The following is a 19,648-nucleotide window of genomic DNA, read 5'->3' on the forward strand; positions in this document are numbered from 1 at the left end:
AGGAGGTGGCGCGTGGCCGTTACCCTGTTCATTATCCGCAAGTTCGGCGGGGCCATTGCGACCATGCTGACGGTGTCGGTCCTGGTTTTCCTCGCCCTCGAAGTCAACGTCGCCGACGTGGCCGTCAAGGTGCTCGGCCAGTTCTCGACCGCCGATCAGCGGACGGCGTGGCTTGCCGCCAATGGCTACAATGACCCCGTCGTGCTGCGCTATCTGCGCTGGCTGGGCGCCTTCGTGACCGGCGACTGGGGCACCTCCACCTATTATCGCACCGAGATCGCGAGCCTCATCCCCGGTCGGTTGGCCGCATCGGGCATCCTGGCCGGCGGGGCGCTGCTGGTCATCGTGCCGGTTGGCCTCATCGCCGGCGTGCTGGCTGGCATGAAGCCGGGCTCGCTGCTCGATCGGCTGGTGTCGCTGGTCTCCATCCTGACCACCTCCATTCCCGATTTCGCTTCGGCGGTGTTCTTGTCCGCGGTCTTCGTTTTCTGGCTCAAGTGGCTGCCCGGCGCGAGCACCATGCTGTCGGGTTTCTCGCTGGCAGAAATCATCCTGCCGGTGCTGGTGCTGGCGCTCTATTCCACCGGTTACCTGGCGCGCGTGACTCGGGCCTCGATGGTCGATGTCATGGGCACCCACTATGTGCGGACGGCACGCCTCAAAGGGGCGAGCCCGGCGCGTATCGTGCTGCGCCATGCCCTGCGCAACGCTCTGATCACGCCGGTGACCGTCATCATGCTGCAGTTTCCCTGGCTACTGTCGGGCGTGATCGTGGTCGAAGTTTTCTATGCCTATAAGGGCTTTGGCACGCTGCTCTACGACGCCGCCCTCAACAGCGACATCTATCTGGTGGAGGCCTGCGCCATGATCAGCGTGCTTGTGGTGGTCACGACGCAGATCCTGTCGGACCTGGCCTATAGCTGGCTCAATCCGCGCGTATCGCTGGTCGATGCCGCCATGGGCAGGAGCTAGCCAATGCGCAAGGCCATTTTGCCCTACATCACCAATCCGGTGGTCGTCATCGGCGCCGTGCTCAGCTTCGGCTGGCTGTTCGTCGCCATCTTCGCGCCGCTGCTGGCGCCCTATGACCCGATTAAGACCATCGCCCCGCTGATGCAGCCGGGCGCGGCCAATCCGGCCGGTGGCATATTCGTGCTGGGCACCGACATGCTTGGCCGCGACATCCTTTCGCGGCTCATCTATGGCGCCCGCACCGTCGTGGTGTTCGCCACTCTCGCCACACTCACCGCCTACCTCGTCGGCGTGACGCTGGGCCTGATCGCCGGCTACTGGCGAGGCCGCGTGGATGCCGTCCTGTCCTACTTCGCCAATGTCGTGCTGAGCTTTCCCGTCCTGGTGCTCTATATCGTCATCATCGTCGTAATCGGCTCCTCGCCGTTCAACATCGTACTGGCGGTGACCTTTGGCAGTGCGCCTGCCATCTTCCGCATCGTGCGCGGCATCACCATGGACGTCGCCAGCCGCGACTATGTGGCGGCAGCCGTGACGCAGGGCGAGCGGGCGTGGCGCATCATGGTCTTCGATGTACTGCCCAATGCCACCGGGCCGCTCGCCGTCGATTTCTGCCTGCGGCTCGGCTACACGGCCATTACCATCGGCACGCTGGGCTTTCTCGGCCTCGGTCTACCGCCGCCGACGCCCGATTGGGGCACGATGGTCAATGAAGGGCGAGCCATGGCCATCGCCTTTCCCCATCTGGTGATCTTTCCCTGCATCGCCATTTCGTCGCTGATGCTGGGGCTGAGCCTCCTGGCCGATGGCCTGCGCGAAGTCTCCGATGCCCAAGGACGCCGCACATGAGCAAGCCAATCCTGAGTGTCCGCAACCTGAGCGTGAGCCTGCCCAAGGGCGCCGACCGCCCCTATGCCGTGCATAATGCCGGCTTTGACCTGCATGCCGGGGAAATCCTCTGCATCGTCGGCGAATCCGGCTCGGGCAAGTCGGTACTGTCGAGCGCCCTGATGGGCGCGGCACCCGAGGGCCTTGCCGTCACCGGAGGCCAGGTCCTGCTCGGCGAAACCGACCTGGTGCCGCTCCGCGAGAGCCAGTTCCGCGCCATTCGCGGGCGTGACATCGCCATGATATTCCAGGAGCCTATGGCCTCGCTCAATCCGGCGCTGACCGTGGCCGCACAGATCGAGGAAGTGTTCGAACTGCACTCGGATTTCGACGCTGCAGAGCGCGCCCGTCGTGCCCGCGCCCTGGTCGAATCCATGCGCCTGCCCAATCCCGACCGCATCCTCAAGTCCTATCCGCACCAGCTCTCGGGCGGACAATGCCAGCGTGTGGTGATCGCCATGGCGCTGGCGATGAATCCGAGCGTGCTGATCGCCGATGAGCCGACTACGGCGCTCGACGTGACGACGCAGGCGCAGGTCCTCAAGCTGGTCGGCGAACTACGCGATCTGCATGGCCACGGCATTGTCTTCATCACTCATGATTTCGGTGTCGTCGCCGATATTGCCGACCGCGTCGCGGTGATGCGACATGGCGAGATCGTCGAGATCGGCGATGCCAAACAGGTTTTGACTGCGCCGCGCCACGATTACACCAAGGCGCTGATCGCTGCAGTGCCCAGCCTGACGCCGCATGATCGACCCGTGCCGGCCGACGCGGCCCCGGTGCTTACCGTCCAGCACCTTCACCACGCCTATGGCAGCGTGTCGGTGCTCAAGGATATCGAGCTGTCGCTGCCGCCGGGGCGCGTCGTCTCCATCGTCGGGGAATCCGGCTGCGGCAAATCCACACTCGCCAAGGCCATGATCAGGCTGATCGAGGCCAAGGGCGGGCGGGTCGAAGTCGCGGGCACCGACATCCTGGGCCTCTCGTCCTCGGACTTGCGCAGCAAGCGCCGCTCTATCCAGATGATCTTCCAGGACCCGTTCGGCTCGCTCAACCCGCGCCGCCGCATCGGGCCCATGATCGCCCGCGGGGCAAGGCTGGCTGGCGCCAGCGCCAGCGAAGCGCGCAGCCGCACCGAAAACCTGCTCGAGATGGTTGGGCTGCAAAAGAGCGCCTATTGGCGCAAGCCGGGAGCCTTTTCCGGTGGCCAGCGCCAGCGCGTTGGCGTCGCCAGGGCACTTGCGATGCAGCCCGATGTGCTGATTGCCGACGAGAGCGTCTCGGCGCTCGATGTGTCGGTACAGGCGCAGGTGCTCGACCTCCTGCGCGACCTGCAGCAGCGGCTCAACCTCGCCATCGTTTTCATCACCCACGACCTGCGCGTAGCAGCCCAGATCAGCGATGAAATCGTGGTGATGCAGAAGGGCGAGATCGTTGAGCGCGGCACCGCCGCCCAGGTGCTCGGCGCGCCCCAACATCCCTACACGAAGACCCTTCTAGACGCGGCTCCCGGCCGCGGCACCTTCTGAGGACCGCATGGATTATCGCAACTTCATTGATGGCGCGTTCCGGCCCTCCGCGGATTTCATCGAGGTACGCAATCCCGCGACCGGGACCGTGTTTGCCAGTGTGCCGTCGGCCAGCGAGGCCGACGCCGTCGCCGCGGTGGACGCGGCCGCGGGAGCCCAGCCTGCGTGGCGCAAGCTGCCTTCGATCGCCCGCGGCGACGCGCTGCGCCGGTTCGCCGACGCGATCGAAGCCCGGGCCGATGCCATCGGTGCAGCATTGGCCGCCGAGTCGGGCAAGAGCCTGGCCGATGCCCGCGGGGAGGCCATCTACGGCGCCGAACTGATGCGCTATCACGCCGAATGGGCCCGGCGCATCGAAGGCGAGGTGATTCCCAGCGACAATCCGGACGAAACGCTGCTGCTCAAGCGCGAGCCGATCGGCGTCGTCGCCTGCCTCATTCCGTTCAACTACCCAATCTACACGCTGGTGCGCAAAATCGCCCCGGCGCTGATTGCCGGCAACACGGTCGTGGTACGCCCCAGCAACTCGACGCCGACCTCCGCTCTGGTGCTGGCCGAAGCGGCACTGGCCGCCGACCTGCCGCCGGGCGTCGTCAATATCCTGACCATGTCTCATGACGTGGCCCGCGCTGCCTGCACCCATACGGCGGTGGGGATGATCACCCTGACCGGCAGCCTCACCGCCGGACGCGTGGTGCTCGATTATTGCAAGGCCAATATCGCCAAGCCGTCGCTCGAACTTGGCGGCAAGACCCCGGTGATCATCGCGGCCGACGCCGACATCGATGTCGTTGGGGCGCAATTGCTGGCGGCCAAGACCACCCATTGCGGCCAGCTCTGCACCGCGCCCGAGCGCGTCTATGTGCATCGCTCGATCCATGACGCGCTGATCGAGCGGCTGCGCACCGGCTTTGCCGCGCGCACCTTCGGCGATCGGGGGGAAGATGCCGATCGCATGGGTCCGCTCGCCACCAGGACTGCGCAGGCCAACACGCACGCCATGGTCGAACGCGCGCTAGCTCAGGGCGCGAAGCTCGAAGCAGGCGGCGTACTCCCGACGGGTGACGGCTATTTCTACCCCGCGACCCTGCTGTCCAACTGCCGACAGGACATGGAAATCGTCGCTGACGAAGTGTTCGGCCCGGTCCTCGCCGTCCTGCCTTTCGATACCGCTGACGAGGCGCTGGCTTTGGCCAATGATCACCAATTCGGGCTGAGCTCGGTGCTGTTCACCAATGACCACCGCATGGTCATGGCCTTTGCCGACGCCATTGAAGCGGGCGAACTCTACGTCAACCGCTTCCCGGCCGATCCCTATCAGGGCTTTCACGCCGGCTGGAAGCGCTCGGGCCTGGGCGGCGACGACGGCAAGCACGGCATGCTCGAATTCACCCAGACCCGCCTCGTGGTTCTCAAGCACTAGGATTTTTGTGATGCAGATCGCCGAGCTCTCCGTCCATGTCGTCGCCGTGCCGCCGCCCCATATCGGCGGCATGTACTGGATCTTCGTGCGCCTGACGACCAAGGATGGCATCGTCGGCACGGGCGAAATCTATGCCACTGCCTTTCATCCCACGGCGCTCGTGCCGCTGATCGAGGATGTCTTCGAGCGCTACCTCTTGGGCCACGATCCGCACGATATCGAGCGCTTCTGGCGCGCCGCCTATTCGAGCGGCTTCACCCAGCGGCCCGATCCGACGATGATGGGCATCGTCTCTGGCCTTGAGATCGCCTGCTGGGACATTATCGGCAAGGCCGCCGGCCGGCCGGTGCACGCTTTGCTCGGCGGCATGGTGCATGAGCGGCTACGCGCCTACACCTATCTCTACCCAAAGAATGCCGCTGGCGAATACGACTACAACGACCCCGATCTGGCGGCCCAATGCGCCGCCAAAATGGTCGGCATGGGCTTTACCGGGGTCAAGTTCGACCCGGCTGGCCCCTACACCGCCTATTCGGGCCATCACCTGTCCATCGGCGTCATGGAGCGCTGCGAGACATTCTGCGCCAAGGTGCGCGATGCCGTCGGTGGCCGCGCCGACCTGCTATTCGGCACGCATGGCCAGATGGTGCCGGCCTCGGCCATTCGCCTCGCCAAACGGCTAGAGAAATTCGATCCCCTGTGGTTCGAGGAACCCGTGCCGCCCGGGCAGGAGGCGGCCATGGCCGAAGTCGCCCGCGCGACTTCGATCCCCATCGCCACCGGCGAGCGGCTGACCACAAAATACGAGTTCCAGCGCGTACTGGAAACCGGCGCTGCGTCGATCCTGCAGATGAACGTGGCCCGCGTCGGCGGCCTGCTGGAGGCAAAGAAGATCGCCGGGATGGCCGAGGCCAAATATGCGCAGATCGCGCCGCACCTCTATAACGGCCCGATTGGCGCCGCCGCCTCCATGCAGCTTGCTGCAGCCACCCCGAATTTCCTCATCCATGAGGCCATCGTCGATTTCTCGGGCTTTTATGCCGAAATCCTCCAGCACAAGCTGGTGGTCGAGGACGGCTATCTCATTCCGTCGCGCGAGCCAGGCCTGGGCGTCGAACTCGACATGGCGGTGGTTGAAGCCCATTCGCCCTATACCGGCCGGCGCCTCCACCTGCAGATGGACGCCGCCCCCGCCGACGTCAAAGCCTTTGCTCCGGCCCGAGGCTGATATGACCGCATACGACTACATCGTCGTGGGCGCCGGCTCGGCCGGCTGTATCGTGGCAGCACGGCTTAGCGAAGACCCCAATGTCAGCGTGCTGCTGCTCGAAGCCGGCGGCAACGATTCCTCGCCCTGGTTCCGCGTGCCGGTGGGTTATGCCCGATCCTACTACGATCCCAAGGTCAACTGGATGTACTGGACCGAGCCTGAAGCAGCGCTCGATGGCCGGCGCATCTACGCGCCGCGCGGCAAGGTGCAGGGCGGCTCGGGCTCGATCAATGCCATGATCTTCGTGCGCGGCGCTGCCGCAGATTTCGACGACTGGGCTGATGCCGGCAATCCGGGCTGGGGCTATGAGGATGTGCTCCCCTATTTCAGGCGGCTCGAAACCCATCCCGCGGGGGACGGCCCCTACCACGGCGCCACCGGCCCCATCCACGTCACGCCCATGCGCAACCAGGCCCATGCGGTGACGGCCAAGTTCCTCGAAGCCTGCGCCGAGCTGCAACTGCCGCTCAACCCCGATTTCAACGGCGAAGATATCGAAGGCGCGGGCATATACGACATCAACACCCGCAACGGCGTCCGCTCGTCGTCCTCGATGGCCTATCTGCGTCCCGCGCTCCGCCGCCCCAATCTGCGTGTGCTGCGCAATGCCCATGCCCAGCGCATCGTGCTCGATGACCAGCGCCACGCCACCGGAATCGTGGCGCGAACCGAGGCGGGGGCGGAAAGTTTCATCGCGCGCCGCGAAGTCATCCTCGCTGCCGGCGCTGTCGGAACGCCGGCCCTGTTGCAGCTCTCGGGCATTGGCGACGGGGCGGACCTGCAGGCAGTCGGCGTCGAAACGCGCCACCATCTGCCAGCCGTTGGTCGTAATCTGCAGGATCATCTCTGCGCCAGTTTCTATTATCGTTCGTTGGTCCCCACCCTCAACGACGACCTCGGCACGCTGTTTGGGCAGGTCCGTCAGGCGCTACGCTATGGGCTCACCCGCAAGGGACCACTGGCGTTGAGCGTCAACCAGGCGGGGGCTTTCCTGCGCGGGTCGCCAGACGAAGCGCGCCCCAATATCCAGCTCTACTTCAACCCATTATCCTATCGCATCCCATCCGACCCCAGGGCGGGCCTCAAGCCCGAGCCCTATTCCGGTTTCCTGCTCGCCTTCAATTCCTGCCGACCCACCAGCCGCGGCCGTGTCGCCATCGCCTCTCCCGACCCAGCGACCGCCCCGCGCATCAGCCCCAATTACCTGAGCACTGCGCGCGACGAGCAAGAAGTGCTGCAGGCCAGCCATCTGGTGCGGCGCATCATGACCGCGCCGGCGCTCAAGGCCATCACCGAAACCGAAATGCCGCCCTCGGCGGAGGCGCAAAGCGACGGTGAGCTACTGGACTATTTCCGCGCCAATAGCGGGTCGATCTATCACTTATGCGGCACGGCAAGGATGGGCCCCGACGCGAGCGACAGCGTTGTAGACCCGCTACTGCGCGTCCATGGCATTGAAGGCCTGCGCGTCATCGACGCATCGGTCTTCCCCAACATCACCGCAGGAAACATCAACGCCCCGACGATGATGGTGGCAGAACGCGGCGCCGAGCTCGTTCGTCGGCGCTGGTCATTGATGGCGGCCGAAACTACGGCTTAGCCCACACCGGTTCGAGGGACGGCGTTTTGAGTGCCACCAACCAGCTATGCTGAATGGCCCCGCTTCAGCCCCCGAGGCCGGCAAAGAATTTGCGAATGTCTTCGACGAGCAGCTCCGGGCTTTCCGATGCTGCAAAGTGTCCGCCGCTCGGCATCTCGGTCCAGTGGACGATATTGTTCGAGCGCTCCGCAAAGCTGCGGACAGATCGGAAATCTTCGGGGAAAACGGCTACCCCGGTGGGCGTGGGGTTGGGAACTTCCCGATAGCCGCTGCCCGTCTGGGTATCTTCGTAGTAGACATTGGCGGCCGATCCGCTGGTGGCGGTGAACCAATAGATGGAATTGGTGGTGAGGTAGAGGTCGCGGTCGACATGCGCCGCGCCGCCGCCTTCAAAACCGAACCAGAGTTCGGCATTCCATGCGAGCTGGCCGACCGGCGAGTCGACAAGCCCATAGGCGAGCGTGCCTGGACGTTTGGATTGAATAGCCTGGTAACCGCCATATTTCTCGAAATTGGCAAGGTTGGCCATGCCTTCCATTTCAAAGGGCGAAAGCTTTTCCATTTCATCGGGCTGACCGGACGGGAAGGCGAAAATCTGCAGCAAATGGGTGCCAACCAGGCCCTCGGGCGCCAGAATGCCAAGCTCGCGCCCCACCAATGCCCCGGCATCGCCGCCATGGGCACCATAACGCTTATAGCCCAGCCCCTTCATCAGCGTGTCCCATGCCTTGGCGGTGCGGGCGCTGTCCCATCCGGTTGCGGCAAGGGGACTCGAAAACCCAAATCCCGGTAGTGAGGGGATGACGACGTCGAAGGCGATGGAGCCATCGAGCCCGTGGGCCTTGGGATCAGTCAAGGGCCCGACGAGACCGAGATATTCGACAAAACTGCCCGGCCAGCCATGCGTAAGGATCAGCGGCAGGGCATCAGGTTCCGGCGATTTGACATGCACGAAATGGATGGGCTGGCCGTCGATTTCGGTGATGAACTGGGGATAGCGATTGAGGTCCTGTTCATGCTGCCGCCAGTCATAGGCATTGAGCCATTGGTCCGTCAGCTCCTTGACGAGGCTCAGGGGCTGGCCGCGCGACCAGTCTTCGGTGATTACGGCGGGGAACCGGGCGCGGCCAAGGCGTTCCTTGAGATCGGCCAGGTCGGCATCGGAAATGTCGATCTTGAACGGGGTGATGGCGAGCATGTCTTCGTTCTCCCTGGTTTGTGCGAAGGCGGATGGCGTGGCGAGTGCGGCCGCAAACGAGAGCATGGCCGTGTTGAAGCTGCGGCGATTAAGGGTCATGACAAGGTCCTTTGTTGAGACGAGCGGGCTGGCGCCCGACCGGTGGTCGTTCGAGGTTGGATGCGAAGTCACGAGTGAAGCCGTGTGGCGAGGCGAGGCTAGAGCGAGATGATGCCCCGCATGACCACGACGCCGGCGCCCGAAATTTCCGGCACCAGACCGGAATGGACATGGATGATGCTGCGCCGCCCCATGCGCGTCCCTTGCTCGACCACGAGGCTATCGGCGATCAGGCCTCGACTGGCGAGATAGGCAGCCAGCGGACCGGCGGCAGTACCGGTTGCCGCGTCTTCCCAGAGGCCGACAGTGGGATTGAAAAACCGCGCATAGGCGTGGCCCGGCCTCTCGGGGTCGAGCGCATAAACGTAGCAGCCTTCGGCAGAAGCCCCGGCCAATACCTTGAGAAGCACCTTGGCCGAAGGCTCTGCCCGATCCACCGTCGATGCATCGCGAAGGCATACCAGCAGGTGGGAAACACCTGTGTCGGCAACCCGCGGCGCCAGATTGTCGTCGAGATCATCGGGAGACAGCCCCAGGGCCGCCGCCAGCGGCACGACATCGTCGAGCAATGGCCCCAGTGTCAGGGCCGACTGGCTCATATGGCCGAAAATCCGGCCGTCGGCCGCGCGCAGCTCGACGCCAAGCACTTCGTTGCCAATTTCCTGGCGAAACCGATGCGTACCGTGGAGTTGCCCGAGCCGTCCACTCTCGGCCAGCCACAGCCAGGCGCCCAAGGCATTGTGGCCAGCGCCGGCCACTTCCGCGCCCGCGGCAGTAAACGAACGCAGCTTGAAGTCGGCCCGATCGCTTTTCATAATGAAGGTGGTTTCGGCCTGATTGAATTCACGGGCTATGCTGCGCATCTGCGCCTCGGAGAGATCGTCGGCATCCTCCACTACCGCCAGCGGATTGCCGCTCAATGAGGTTTCGGCAAAGACATCGATGAGGCCGGCCGTCAAAACCGGATTGGTCGATTGCGATGTCATTGCGGAGCTCCTATCGTTCTGACAGGAGCGAGTGTGCACCGGCGCAATGGCGCGGCAAAACGCGCATTCTTTGTCCATATGACAAGGAGAACTTATCATTCGGCCGTCGCTTGAATCGCTGCGCATTTTCGAAGTGTGCGTCAGTGCGGGCAGCTTCGCCGCCGCGGCCGACCGGTTGGCACTGACCCCAGCGGCCGTCAGTCTGCGCATCCGGACACTTGAAACAGAGCTGGGCCAGCAACTCTTTACCCGTGTCGGCCGGCGCGTGGTGCCGACGCCCGGGGCCGCAACGCTGGCAAGCCGGATTCGCCAGGCGCTCGAAGGGATCACCGAGGCCATTGGCGAGTTTCAGGTAGCGGCCGCGCCACTGCGGGTGACCGTGCCGCCCACTTTTGCCGGTCGCTGGCTGGCACCGCGACTGTCGGATTTCGAGGCGCCCGGCGATGCCGCCATCGAACTCGACATCTCCTCGGACCTCCGAGATCCCGCCGCCTTCGACGTCGCCATCCGCACCGGTCGCGGCGGGTGGGACGGTCTTGAAGAATTTCCGCTCATGCCGGTGGATGTGACGCCGATGATCGCACCCGCACTTCTGGGCGCGCGCCGTCTAGCCACGCCGGAAGATCTCACCGGCTTCGATCTCCTGCCCCATCCCGATTGGGGCAAGTGGTTCGCGCGCGCGGGCCTCAACATGCCCGCCAATCTGCGCTTTGCCGGTGTCGACTATTCGATCTTCGAGCTGATCGCCAATGCGGCCGTGGCAGAACTCGGCGTCGCTCTGCTATCGCCCACGCTATTCCATCCGCTCATCAAGAGCGGTCAATTGGTGGCGCCGCTCGACACCGTCCTCAAGGGGCCGGACTGGTATTTTGCGCTCATTCGGGAAGACGACAATCGCCCTGCCCCGCGCGGCTTTTGCGAGTGGCTGCAAAAGCAGATAAGCATGAAATAGATTTTCTCTGACGCGTAGAGGATCGGCCAGGCAGTTAGCAACCAGCGCAAGATACAACCGCGGGGTTTTGCACCGCCGGCATCTGCGCTACAAGCTTTCGATCATATCAGGCTCCCACCTTGGCTCGCCCCACAACCCCACCCCCCGGCCTCTTCACGACACGCGATGTTGCCCTCGCTTCGGCTTTGTCACCGCGCGAGTTTTCGCTATTGCTCGCCAGAGGCGTCGCCCCCGAGCCGCTCAAGGAAGTGCCGGGGCGCGGCGGCCATCGTCTTTTCTGCAGCGATGGCCTCAGCCACGCCGCCGTGATCAGCGGCATTCATCACGCCGGGCTCGAACTGCTCGTCGCCGCCCGACTGGCCGCCATGCTGGTCGACCACTACAATCTCGGCCAGAACGGCAATCTTGCCAATTTCCCCGATGTCGAGGTGGGGTCCAGCCTCTATGAGGCCCATGCCCATCTCTTTACACGGCCCGATCTTTATTCGCCCGGCAGGTCGCGCCAAGGCGACATCCTGATCGAAATCGAAAATGGCAACACCCTGACCACGGGACGCCTCGATTTCGAGGCGCGCGCTTATTTCGATCGTGGCATTGTCCTGAGCCTCGATGGCCTGGGCTTTCCGCCCCATGAGCACGGCACACAGGAAAAGACCGATCCGGTCAGCCTGGTTTTCTTCAACCTGTCGCTGGCCGTGCGCAATGCCTTTGATCGCATGCTGCAGGCAAAGCAGGGCACAGAGGCCGCTTCAGCCTTTTAGGGGGCGCACGGTCCCCGCGATCTCGACCTGCACCGCTTGCCCGACCTCCAGACCATGCACGGAGACGTCGTCGAAGCTGATCACCACCCGATCACCGCGATAAACCCGCTCGATGGTCACGGCGCTCTTGTTGCCGCGGTCAAGCGCAGACACGACGTGCCACTCGCCTTCCGGTGCTGCCACGATATTCAACTGCTCGGGGCGGATGAGCACTTTTCCGGCGCCCTCTGCGGCATCGGTCTCAGGAACGAGGAGTGCGCCCAAGGCACATTCGGCTGTCCGGACGGAGAAATCTGCGGGCAGGATGATCGCCGCACCAAGGAAGGCCGCGGTAGTTGCATCGACAGGCCGACGATAGAGGGATTTGGGACTGCCGGCCTGGACCAGCCTGCCATCGCGCAAAATCACCAATTGATCGGCAAAGCCCATGGCCTCGTCGCGATCATGCGTCACAAGCACCGTGGCGACACCGGCCTGCGCCAGGATGTTTGCGGTCGCGTCGCGCATCTGTTCGCGCAGCCCGGCATCGAGCGCCGAAAACGGTTCGTCGAGCAGCATGAGGCGAGGCTGCCGCGCCAGCGCCCGGGCCAGGGCCACACGCTGCTGCTGGCCGCCCGAGAGTTGATGCGGCTGGCGCTGCGCCATGCCGCGATCGAGCTCGGTCATGTCCATAAGCGCCAGTGCGCGCTTATTGGCATCGGCCTCGGAGCGAATGCCGAAACAGATATTGTCGAGCACGCTCAGATGCGGAAAGAGCGCACCTTCCTGCATGACGAGGCCGATATTGCGCCGATAGGCGGGCACGCCGGCCTCCGCATCGGCGAGCAGTTCGCCGTTCAGCTCTATCCGGCCCGTATCCGGCGCCTCAAAGCCGGCGATCAGGCGCAGCAATGTAGTCTTGCCCGAGCCCGAGGGACCGACGATCACGGTGCGGGAGCCCATGGCAACATCGAGGCTGACACCAGCCAGCGCCGTCGCGGTCCCGTAGGTCTTGCCCAGATTGGCGATACGAAGAACGGTCAAGACAAACGGGCTCCGGTGGCCTGGCTATGGAGGATGATGCAGAGCGGCAAGGAGAGAACCACCATGGCAAGGGCAAAGGGCGCCGCTCCGACATGGTCGAATTCGCCGGTGCGGGCCCAGAACTGTGTCGCCAGCGTTTCGGTGCCGATGGGACTCAGCATAAGGGTTGCGGTAAGTTCGGTGGTGATGCCCATTGCAACCAGCGCCATACCCGCGGCGATGCCGGGAAAGGCGAGGCGCAGCGTGACGCCGACAACGGCCGCGAGCGGCGGTCGGCCGAGCGCCGTTGCCGCCCGCTCGAGTTCGATGGGCACCTGCGCGAGACTCGCGCGCACCGAAACGATGGCGCGCGGCAGGTAGAGAAGGACATAGGCGAGGAGCAGTGTCGCGACGGTCTGATAGAGCGGCAGCGCCACCCGCACCGTCACGGCAACCAGCGCCAGGGCGACGATGACGCCGGGAAGCGCGCCCACCTGGAAATGAATATTTTCGAGCGTTTTCTGCAAGGGACCGGGCGCTCGGGCGGCGAGCCAGGCAATGGGCAAGGCCATGACGCAAACGGTCACCGCGCCGGCCAGGGCATAGCCTGCCGTCTGCCAGGTCGCGACGGCAAGCTGGGGCAGATGCCAGGCCTCAATGCCGCCGATAAGCAGCCAGCGCAGCAGCGTCACGACGGGAAGACCTATCGCAAGCGCCGCAACCAGCGCGGGCAGCGCCATGAACAGGGGCCACCAGGCACCCAGTTTGACGAGAGCAACCTGCCGCGCCGCGCCACCACCGACTCGTGCATAGCGCCGCTCGCCCCGCAGCCAGGCCTCACCGGCGAGGAAAAGCACGGCCAAAAACACCAGCACGATCCCCATCAGATTGGCCGCCGGACCGTCATAGACCGCCTGAAACTGGCTGACGATGGCGACGGTCAGCGTGTCATAGCGGATCAGCACATAGAGTCCGTATTCGGAGAGGAGATGCAGCGCGATCAGCAGCGCGCCGCCCGAAATGGCCAGGCGCAGTTGTGGCAGGACGACATGCACAAAGATCGCAGGCGGCTTGGTGCCGAGCGTTGCCGCGACGTCCTCCATGGCCGGATCGAGCCGGCGCAATTGCGCGATGACGGGCAGGTAAACCAGCGGAAAATAGGCAAGGACGGAGACAAGCACGGCCGGCCAGAGGCCGCGCAGCACCGGAATGGCACTATCCCAGGCATAGGCCTGAACAAAGGCGGGAATGGCCAAAGGCGCCACAGCCAGCCAGCGCCAAAGCGCCCGCCACTTCAAATCGCTGCGCTCCGTGAGCCATGCCAGGGCCAGCGCCAACAAGATGCTGAGCGGCACGGCAAGCACTTCAAGCAGCATCGTATTGATGAGCAATTCGCCGATGCGCGGACGAAAGAGCAGCGCGCTTGCCGTATCCCAACCGGATTGGACCAAAACGACCAGAACGAAGCCAACCGGCAGCAAGGACAGCACCGCAACGGCTATCGCGGCGGCAAACACAAAAGGCGACGCCCCGCGACGGCGATGCCGATAAAGGCGCATTGGCGCGCCGACGCGGCCCTTACTCGGCAATGCCTGGTGCATGGGCGGTCAGATCACCCCGGCCGCGGTCATCAACTGCACCACTTCCTGCGCATTAAGGAGGGAAGGATCGACATCGGGGCTATCGATGCTCGAAAGCGGGGGCAGCGCCGGATTGGGCTCGATGCCGCTGGCAATGGCATATTCATAGCTATGCCCATCGCGGAGGATCGCCTGACCCTCGGGCCCAGTGACAAAGGCAAGGAACTGCTGCGCGGCTTCCGGATTGTCCGAAGCCTTCAGCACGCCACCACCCGAAACCGAGACGAAGGCGCCGGGATCCTTGTTGGCGAAATAGTGCACCTTGAGCTTGTCCGAGCTTTCCCCGGTGCCGGCCTGGTCGCCAAAATAGTAGTAATTGTAGATCAGCGCCGCTGCGACTTCGCCCACATTGGCGCCGCGCATGGCTTCGAAATTGCCGCGATAGGGCAGCGCATTCTGCTTGAGCCCGACGAGCCAGTTTGCCGTCTCCTCGGTCCCCCGCAATTCCAGCAGTGCCGAAACGATGGCCTGGAAATCGGCACCGGCCGGTGCCGCGCCCCAGCGGCCCTGCCATTCGGGCTTGGCAAGATCGAGCATGGAAACGGGCAGCTCATCCTCGCTGATCATCTCGGTATTATAGACCAGCATGGTCGTGCGCGCGGCAATGCCGGTCCACATGCCGCTCTGTGGCCGAAACTGCTCGGGCGTATTGGCGAGGGTTTCCGGCGCCACCGGCAGGAAGAGGTCGGCATCCTGCACCATCATCATGGCCGGCGAATTCTCGGTGAGGAAAATATCGGCGGGAGAATTGAGCCCTTCCTGCACGATCTGATTGGCCATCAGCACGTCGGTGCCCTTGCGGATCGCCACGGGAATACCGGTCTTGGCGGTAAAGGCATCGGCCCATTCCTGCGTCAGGGCCTGGTGCTGCGAGGTATAGACCGTCAGCCCATTGTCCTGCGCCAAGGCTGGTGCAGCCAAGGTCAGCGTCAATGCGAGCGTCGCGAGAAAAGTCCTGGTCATGCGATTGGTCCCTTACGATTCCACCCACAGGCGCTTGAGATTGGCGCTGCTTTTGTTGATCAGTTCGAATTCCTCGCTCTTGCCGTCACGCTCGAAAATCGAGCGGGCGACGCGATCGAGGTCAAAGAGGATTTCCCGTTCATCGGCGCGCCGTACCAGGCTTTGCGCCCAGGTGACAGCCACTTCGCGGCGACCGCGCGTCACCGGCTCCACGCGATGCAGGACCGTCGTCGGATAGACCACAGCAGAACCGGCGGCGAGCTTATAGGCGGCTTCCCCGCCCGTCGTTTCCATCACCAGTTCGCCCCCGTCATAGCTGTCGGGCTCGACGAGGAAAATCGTCACCGAAATATCGGCGCGCATGTGGTCCGGCCCCATCAGCGGATTGTCCATATGGGTGCCGAATTCCATGCCTGGTTCGTAGCGGGCAAAAAGCGGCGGCGCGAAACGGCGCGGCAGCACGGCACCGGCAAAGACCGGATTGGCCTTCAGCGCCGCGATGACCTTGTCCTGCGCCGCGGCAAGCGCCGGCCCGGCCCCGAGCTGCTCATTGTTTTTGACCAGCCGCGAGGCCCAGCCCGAGCTCAGCACGCCATCGACGAAAACGCCTGCGGCAACCGTCTCGCGCAGGTCCGCCAGAGCGTCGCGATCGAGCACATCGCCGATACACAGGATCATGCAACTGTCCCCCGCAGACAAAAGTTGACACTCAGTGTCAGTTACATAGTTGACACTAACTGTCAGTTTATCTACCCCTTGGCTCAGCGGTCCGCAAGCCGCCAAAAACAGGGCCTGGAGGGTTTGTCGTGGAGCGTCGCACGCGGATTTGGATGGGTCTGGGCACAGCCTTGCTCGTAGGCGGCGCAGGCGCGAATACCCCTGCAATTGCGCGGCAAAATCCCGGCCTGGAATCCGAAATCCAGCAGGCTCCCGCCTTGCAGCCGACCCGGCCGCGCATGCTCGTCGCCCAGGCGGAAGCATCAGGCGAAGGTGGTCCGGGCGAAGGCGGCGGCGCCGTGCTCGGCACGATCACCGAATTCCGCCTCTCGACCAATGACCCCACGGCCTTTGCCTATGATGCCAAGAGCCAGGTGTCAGCCTATGCAGCCTTGGTCCATGACACCTATGCCGCCACCAATGCAGCAGCCCAGGCGCTCAATGACGCCGTGGCGGCCCTGCAGGCTTCCCCGACCGACGAGACGCTCTCCGCCGCCCGCGCCGCCTGGCTTGCAGCGCGCGAAGCCTATCTCAAGACAGAAGCCTATCAGTTCTATGCCGGCCCGGTGGATATTCCCGCCATCTCGGCCGACGCCCCCGGCGGCCCGCTGCCGCGCCTCAATGGCTGGCCGGTCAACCCAGCCGTCATCGACGCTATCCTCGCGGACACGGCGCAATCGCTCAATTTCCGCGCCATTGCCCGGCTCAACACCGTCGAACCGACGGTCAATATCACGACGGGCCTCCATGTCGCCGAATACCTGCTCTGGGGCGCCGATGGCGCCCTGCCGGCATCGGCCTTTGCTGGAGACGAGGGCACGCGCCGCGGCGAATACCTCGCTTCGGTGACCCGGCTCTTCGTCAATGATACCGGCGCCCTCGTCGCGGCGTGGGCGCCCGATGTCGGCAACAATTATCGCGCCTCGGTCGAAAGCATGGACCAGCGCAATGCGCTTGGCCGGGCCTTTAACGGTATGACGGTGCTGATCGGCTACGAAATCCCGCTCCGCCGCATCGGTGCCGCGCTCTTCCCGGCCAATAAGAACTTTCAAGCCTCTCCCTTCAGCGACACGTCCGAAGTCGACAATGCAGCCTCCTTTGCCGGGGCACAGGCGGTCTATTTCGAGAGTGGGCTCGACGCCCTGGTCAAGGCAACCAATGCCGACCTCGCCGCCAAGATCGAGGCAGGCTTTGCCCGCGCCTCCAAGGCTCTGGGCGCCATGGACGCGCCCTATGCGCGGTTCCTCGCCCCCGCTTCCGGCAGCCCGGAACGCGCCGCGGGAGAGGAAGCGGCCCGCGCCCTGACGGATCTCGCGCGCGACCTGCGCCAGGCCGCCAACCAGCTTGGCGTGCTCGTCGTCGTACCCGGCATGTAGCCGGAAGAACAGATTTCGGCCGTCGGGCATTGGCCCGCCGGAGAAAACACAGGCCCGGATGTATCAGATCGCCTTCCCGGCTTAATTGGAGGACTTCAATGCTTACCCGTAGCCTCATCATCCTTGGCACCGCGCTGATGGCCAGCACCGCCATGGCGCAGGATATCACCTCTTCGGTCGACTTCACCACCGACAAGGCCAATGACTTCCGCGGCCTCGCCTATGGCGTCGACGGCAAGATCTATGTCTCGGGCCATGTGGGCAATCCCAGCGCCGAAACCGATCCGGCTTCGCACGTGATCGTCGGCCGCTTCAATGCCGATGGCACGCCCGATACGGCCTTTGGCGAAGACGGTTTCGCCGAAGTCGACCTGCCCGGCGGCACGATCGAACAGTCCCTTGCCGTCGCCCCGCTCGCCAATGGCGACGTGGTTGCCGCCATCAATGCCAATGAAGAAGACGGCGGCATCTCGATCTATCTCGTGCGCTTCGACGCCACCGGCAAGCAGGTGACCGGCGATGCCTGGGGCGGCGAGACCGGCGCCCTCGAGGTCGTCTTCGGCTGGCCCAATGCCAATAACGACGCCTTCCCCGGCGTCGAGAACCCGCCCCAGGATACGGCCTGGGACCTCAAGGTCGACAATTCGAGCGGCGAAGAAAAGCTCATCGTCGCCGGCCACGGTTCGGCCGCCGAAGGCTCGGGCCGCACCGATGCCGACCGCTATGTGGTTCGCCTCCTCGCTGCCGACGGTTCGGTCGATGCCTCCTTCAATGGCGGCAAGCCCTTCACCTATCAGTCGGCCCAGACCTTTAACGAAGGCGGCCGCCGCGTCACCCTCGGCGCCGATGGCTCGATCATGAGTGCCGGCTACACCAATCTCGGTGAAGCGCTGCGCAACCACATCATCCTGATCCATCTCAATCCCGATGGCTCGCTCGACGAAAATTTTGGCGGCTTTGTCTCTCCGCAGTCCTCGGCGGAAGCCGTTGGCCTCGCCGCCACCCCCGGCATTGCCATCTTCAATCCGCTGGTGGCCGATGGCGGCTTTGCCGAAGGCTATGCCGCGGTGCAGCTTTCCGACGGTAGCTGGGTGACGACCGGTTATGGCGGTGCCACCGCCGAAGCCACGCCCTCGACCCTGGGCTTCAAGACCACCGAGGCGCCCGATCTCGTTTCCTTCCGCGTCAAGGGCAAGGAACTCGACACCACCTGGGGCAGCAATGGCTCTGCCGTCGTGCAGTCCGAAGGCTTGACTGGCCTGAAGTCCGCCGAAGAACGCGGCCGTCTCCTCGTTGGCCTGCCCAATGACCGCACCCTGCATGTCGGCTATTTCGGCGGCATCCCGTCTGCCGTCGTGCTCGATAGCGCCGGCAAGCTCGATACATCAGTGAGCGAAGACGGCATCCTGGCTCTCCCGAACGACACCGTCTCCGCCCAGTTCTTCGGCGCTGCCGTGTCGCCCGATGGCAAGCATGTGGCCCTCACCACCAACAACAATGCCGGTGGCGCGCGTCTCGTGGTCCTCGACCTGCAGGAATAAGCCAATAAGATCTGACAAGGTGGGCGGCCATTTGGCCGCCCATTTCATATTTGGACGAGAGAACATGAAGACATATCAGCGCCTGGCCCTGGTGCTTGCCACTCTTCTCGCCCCGGCCCTGCCGGGCTTTGCCGAGGACACGGCCCCGTCCACCCCGACATCGCTTGCCGAAACCATTGCCCTTGGCGAGCCGATCTATATCCGCCGCTGCCAGGAATGCCATGGCGCCAAAGGCGGCGGCTTCGTCGGCCCAAAGCTCTCGGGCAACCAGCGCCTCGCCAATGCCGAATTCGTCATCCGCCAGATCACCAATGGCAGCGCCGATATGCCCGCCTTCGGCAAGCGCCTGACCCCGGAAGAACTTCTGGCCGTCGGCACCTATGTCCGCAATTCCTGGGACAACAGCTTCGGCGCGTTCACCGAGTGACGGCTGCCCTCGGGCAAAGGCGAAGGATTTTCTCTATCCTCCATCATTGTCGAAAAGAGGCTGCAGAATCGGTGCTGAAAACGCAATCGACAATGTCTATAAATTGACTAGGGTTTCATCTCTCAAACCGAGGTGATCCCCATGACAGCCATCGAGACCGGTAATCTCCGAATTCTCACCAGCGCCCGCTCGGCCTTTCATCGGCGCGCGGTCGAGTGGCTCGTGCTCGCGGCAGCGAGCGTGGCGTTCCTCTTCTCACTCGGCATCGCCTTCGGCCTCATCAGCGGCTGAGCCAGTCTCC

Annotated in this window: 18 protein-coding genes; 12 read left to right on the forward strand and 6 right to left on the reverse strand. The window is 64.1% G+C overall.

Going from position 1 to position 19,648, the window contains the following annotated elements:
- The first annotated feature begins 12 nt into the window (after positions 1 to 12).
- From JP75_RS01435 to JP75_RS01460, 6 genes are read left to right on the forward strand one after another with little or no spacing between them, the layout of a single operon-like run.
- Complete coding sequence (locus JP75_RS01435) at positions 13 to 972, forward strand: ABC transporter permease (RefSeq protein ID WP_035078048.1); 960 nt, start codon at positions 13 to 15, stop codon at positions 970 to 972.
- A gap of 3 nt (positions 973 to 975) precedes the next feature.
- The gene (locus JP75_RS01440; RefSeq protein WP_035078051.1) at positions 976 to 1,821 is read left to right on the forward strand and encodes an ABC transporter permease; all 846 of its coding nucleotides are present in this window, start codon (positions 976 to 978) and stop codon (positions 1,819 to 1,821) included.
- On the forward strand, positions 1,818 to 3,392 hold the full coding sequence (locus JP75_RS01445) for a dipeptide ABC transporter ATP-binding protein (RefSeq protein WP_035078055.1): 1,575 nt from the start codon (positions 1,818 to 1,820) through the stop codon (positions 3,390 to 3,392). The genes JP75_RS01440 and JP75_RS01445 overlap by 4 nt, the downstream gene beginning before the upstream one ends.
- A gap of 7 nt (positions 3,393 to 3,399) precedes the next feature.
- The gene (locus JP75_RS01450; RefSeq protein WP_035078058.1) at positions 3,400 to 4,815 is read left to right on the forward strand and encodes an aldehyde dehydrogenase family protein; all 1,416 of its coding nucleotides are present in this window, start codon (positions 3,400 to 3,402) and stop codon (positions 4,813 to 4,815) included.
- A 10-nt stretch (positions 4,816 to 4,825) separates the two neighbouring features.
- Complete coding sequence (locus JP75_RS01455; RefSeq protein WP_035078060.1) at positions 4,826 to 6,043, forward strand: mandelate racemase/muconate lactonizing enzyme family protein; 1,218 nt, start codon at positions 4,826 to 4,828, stop codon at positions 6,041 to 6,043.
- 1 nt (position 6,044) lies between these two features.
- The gene (locus tag JP75_RS01460) at positions 6,045 to 7,685 is read left to right on the forward strand and encodes a GMC family oxidoreductase (RefSeq protein ID WP_051960096.1); all 1,641 of its coding nucleotides are present in this window, start codon (positions 6,045 to 6,047) and stop codon (positions 7,683 to 7,685) included.
- Between the two features lie 64 nt (positions 7,686 to 7,749).
- Here the strand turns inward: JP75_RS01460 and JP75_RS01465 are convergent, their stop codons facing one another.
- Positions 7,750 to 8,982 (reverse strand): epoxide hydrolase family protein, encoded by a 1,233-nt coding sequence (locus tag JP75_RS01465; RefSeq protein ID WP_201772889.1) that lies wholly within the window; start codon positions 8,980 to 8,982, stop codon positions 7,750 to 7,752.
- A 98-nt stretch (positions 8,983 to 9,080) separates the two neighbouring features.
- Positions 9,081 to 9,968 carry a PhzF family phenazine biosynthesis protein gene (locus tag JP75_RS01470; RefSeq protein ID WP_035078062.1) on the reverse strand — a complete coding sequence of 296 codons (888 nt, stop codon included), beginning with the start codon at positions 9,966 to 9,968 and terminating at the stop codon, positions 9,081 to 9,083.
- A 97-nt stretch (positions 9,969 to 10,065) separates the two neighbouring features.
- On the opposite strand from JP75_RS01470, the gene JP75_RS01475 reads away from it, so the two are divergent.
- Together JP75_RS01475 and JP75_RS01480 are read left to right on the forward strand one after the other, a co-directional pair.
- Positions 10,066 to 10,920, forward strand: a complete 855-nt coding sequence (locus tag JP75_RS01475; RefSeq protein WP_035078064.1) for a LysR substrate-binding domain-containing protein — start codon at positions 10,066 to 10,068, stop codon at positions 10,918 to 10,920.
- Between the two features lie 119 nt (positions 10,921 to 11,039).
- Positions 11,040 to 11,681, forward strand: coding sequence for a hypothetical protein (locus JP75_RS01480; RefSeq protein ID WP_152565696.1), 642 nt, complete (start codon positions 11,040 to 11,042; stop codon positions 11,679 to 11,681).
- Here JP75_RS01480 and JP75_RS01485 read toward each other — a convergent pair.
- Genes JP75_RS01485 through JP75_RS01500 form a run of 4 tightly spaced genes read right to left on the reverse strand, consistent with a single transcriptional unit; the run spans position 11,670 to position 15,964 of the window.
- Complete coding sequence (locus JP75_RS01485; protein WP_051960099.1) at positions 11,670 to 12,704, reverse strand: ABC transporter ATP-binding protein; 1,035 nt, start codon at positions 12,702 to 12,704, stop codon at positions 11,670 to 11,672. The genes JP75_RS01480 and JP75_RS01485 overlap by 12 nt on opposite strands.
- Complete coding sequence (locus tag JP75_RS26825) at positions 12,701 to 14,284, reverse strand: ABC transporter permease (protein ID WP_152565697.1); 1,584 nt, start codon at positions 14,282 to 14,284, stop codon at positions 12,701 to 12,703. The genes JP75_RS01485 and JP75_RS26825 overlap by 4 nt, the downstream gene beginning before the upstream one ends.
- A 6-nt stretch (positions 14,285 to 14,290) precedes the next feature.
- Complete coding sequence (locus JP75_RS26830) at positions 14,291 to 15,286, reverse strand: iron ABC transporter substrate-binding protein (RefSeq protein ID WP_035078069.1); 996 nt, start codon at positions 15,284 to 15,286, stop codon at positions 14,291 to 14,293.
- A gap of 12 nt (positions 15,287 to 15,298) precedes the next feature.
- On the reverse strand, positions 15,299 to 15,964 hold the full coding sequence (locus JP75_RS01500) for a Fe2+-dependent dioxygenase (RefSeq protein ID WP_035078072.1): 666 nt from the start codon (positions 15,962 to 15,964) through the stop codon (positions 15,299 to 15,301).
- Positions 15,965 to 16,092: 128 nt separating this feature from the next.
- On the opposite strand from JP75_RS01500, the gene JP75_RS01505 reads away from it, so the two are divergent.
- The 4 genes from JP75_RS01505 (at position 16,093) to JP75_RS26405 (ending at position 19,638) form a co-directional block, all read left to right on the forward strand.
- Positions 16,093 to 17,379 carry an imelysin family protein gene (locus JP75_RS01505; RefSeq protein WP_152565698.1) on the forward strand — a complete coding sequence of 429 codons (1,287 nt, stop codon included), beginning with the start codon at positions 16,093 to 16,095 and terminating at the stop codon, positions 17,377 to 17,379.
- 98 nt (positions 17,380 to 17,477) lie between these two features.
- Complete coding sequence (locus JP75_RS01510; protein ID WP_035078078.1) at positions 17,478 to 18,920, forward strand: NHL repeat-containing protein; 1,443 nt, start codon at positions 17,478 to 17,480, stop codon at positions 18,918 to 18,920.
- A gap of 64 nt (positions 18,921 to 18,984) precedes the next feature.
- Positions 18,985 to 19,347 carry a c-type cytochrome gene (locus JP75_RS01515; protein ID WP_051960104.1) on the forward strand — a complete coding sequence of 121 codons (363 nt, stop codon included), beginning with the start codon at positions 18,985 to 18,987 and terminating at the stop codon, positions 19,345 to 19,347.
- A 141-nt stretch (positions 19,348 to 19,488) separates the two neighbouring features.
- Entirely contained in the window at positions 19,489 to 19,638 is a 150-nt protein-coding gene (locus tag JP75_RS26405) for a hypothetical protein (protein WP_160194626.1), read from the forward strand.
- The last annotated feature ends 10 nt before the right edge of the window (positions 19,639 to 19,648 follow it).

The organism is Devosia riboflavina (assembly GCF_000743575.1).
Lineage (GTDB): Bacteria > Pseudomonadota > Alphaproteobacteria > Rhizobiales > Devosiaceae > Devosia > Devosia riboflavina.

Excerpts from the sequence above, each read along its gene's own strand:
- JP75_RS01450 (WP_035078058.1), top strand. The coding sequence starts at position 3,400 with ATGGATTATCGCAACTTCATTGATGGCGCGTTCCGGCCCTCCGCGGAT.
- JP75_RS26405 (WP_160194626.1), top strand. The coding sequence starts at position 19,489 with ATGACAGCCATCGAGACCGGTAATCTCCGAATTCTCACCAGCGCCCGC.
- JP75_RS01460 (WP_051960096.1), top strand. The coding sequence starts at position 6,045 with ATGACCGCATACGACTACATCGTCGTGGGCGCCGGCTCGGCCGGCTGT.
- JP75_RS26830 (WP_035078069.1), bottom strand. The coding sequence starts at position 15,286 with ATGACCAGGACTTTTCTCGCGACGCTCGCATTGACGCTGACCTTGGCT.
- JP75_RS01470 (WP_035078062.1), bottom strand. The coding sequence starts at position 9,968 with ATGACATCGCAATCGACCAATCCGGTTTTGACGGCCGGCCTCATCGAT.
- JP75_RS01445 (WP_035078055.1), top strand. The coding sequence starts at position 1,818 with ATGAGCAAGCCAATCCTGAGTGTCCGCAACCTGAGCGTGAGCCTGCCC.
- JP75_RS01455 (WP_035078060.1), top strand. The coding sequence starts at position 4,826 with ATGCAGATCGCCGAGCTCTCCGTCCATGTCGTCGCCGTGCCGCCGCCC.
- JP75_RS01465 (WP_201772889.1), bottom strand. The coding sequence starts at position 8,982 with ATGACCCTTAATCGCCGCAGCTTCAACACGGCCATGCTCTCGTTTGCG.
- JP75_RS01500 (WP_035078072.1), bottom strand. The coding sequence starts at position 15,964 with ATGATCCTGTGTATCGGCGATGTGCTCGATCGCGACGCTCTGGCGGAC.
- JP75_RS26825 (WP_152565697.1), bottom strand. The coding sequence starts at position 14,284 with ATGCACCAGGCATTGCCGAGTAAGGGCCGCGTCGGCGCGCCAATGCGC.
- JP75_RS01440 (WP_035078051.1), top strand. The coding sequence starts at position 976 with ATGCGCAAGGCCATTTTGCCCTACATCACCAATCCGGTGGTCGTCATC.
- JP75_RS01515 (WP_051960104.1), top strand. The coding sequence starts at position 18,985 with ATGAAGACATATCAGCGCCTGGCCCTGGTGCTTGCCACTCTTCTCGCC.
- JP75_RS01510 (WP_035078078.1), top strand. The coding sequence starts at position 17,478 with ATGCTTACCCGTAGCCTCATCATCCTTGGCACCGCGCTGATGGCCAGC.